We start from the raw sequence: 639 nt of genomic DNA, 5'->3' as shown, positions 1-639 counted from the left end.
GATAGGTTAGAATACTAGTACCTCAAGGGTGGTATCCCAACGCCGACTCCACTCAGGCTGGCGCCCAAGCTTCTCCGTCTCCCACCTATCCTGTACATGACGTACCCGTATCCCATATCAAGCTACAGTCAAGCTCCACGGGGTCTTTCCGTCTAACCGCGGGTAACCTGCATCTTCACAGGTATTACAATTTCACCGGGTCTCTCGTTGAGACAGCGCCCAAGTCGTTACGCCTTTCGTGCGGGTCAGAACTTACCTGACAAGGAATTTCGCTACCTTAGGACCGTTATAGTTACGGCCGCCGTTTACTGGGGCTTCAATTCGAGCCTTCGGGTTCCCCCTAAGCCCTCCTCTTAACCTTCCAGCACCGGGCAGGCGTCAGCCCCTATACTTCGCCTTTCGGCTTCGCAGAGACCTGTGTTTTTGCTAAACAGTCGCTTGGGCCTTTTCACTGCGGCTCTTCTCAGAGCGCCCCTTCTCCCGAAGTTACGGGGCCATTTTGCCGAGTTCCTTAACGAGAGTTCTCCCGCGCGCCTTCGTGTTCTCCACGCGCCCACCTGTGTCGGTTTCCGGTACGGGCACCTGCTGCATCGCTAGAGGCTTTTCTCGGCAGTGTGAACTCTGGGACTTCGGTACTGT

At 55.7% G+C, this 639-nt stretch carries 1 rRNA gene; it reads right to left on the bottom strand.

Annotated features, from left to right (window positions below):
* Positions 1 to 639: ribosomal RNA gene (locus QMF38_RS09595) — 23S ribosomal RNA — on the bottom strand; the annotation flags it as partial.

It is taken from the genome of Alicyclobacillus hesperidum subsp. aegles (assembly GCF_027923525.1).
In the GTDB taxonomy this organism is placed as follows: domain Bacteria; phylum Bacillota; class Bacilli; order Alicyclobacillales; family Alicyclobacillaceae; genus Alicyclobacillus; species Alicyclobacillus aegles.
Note: the sequence above shows the minus strand (reverse complement) of the source record. Positions and strands in the feature narration are given on the sequence as shown.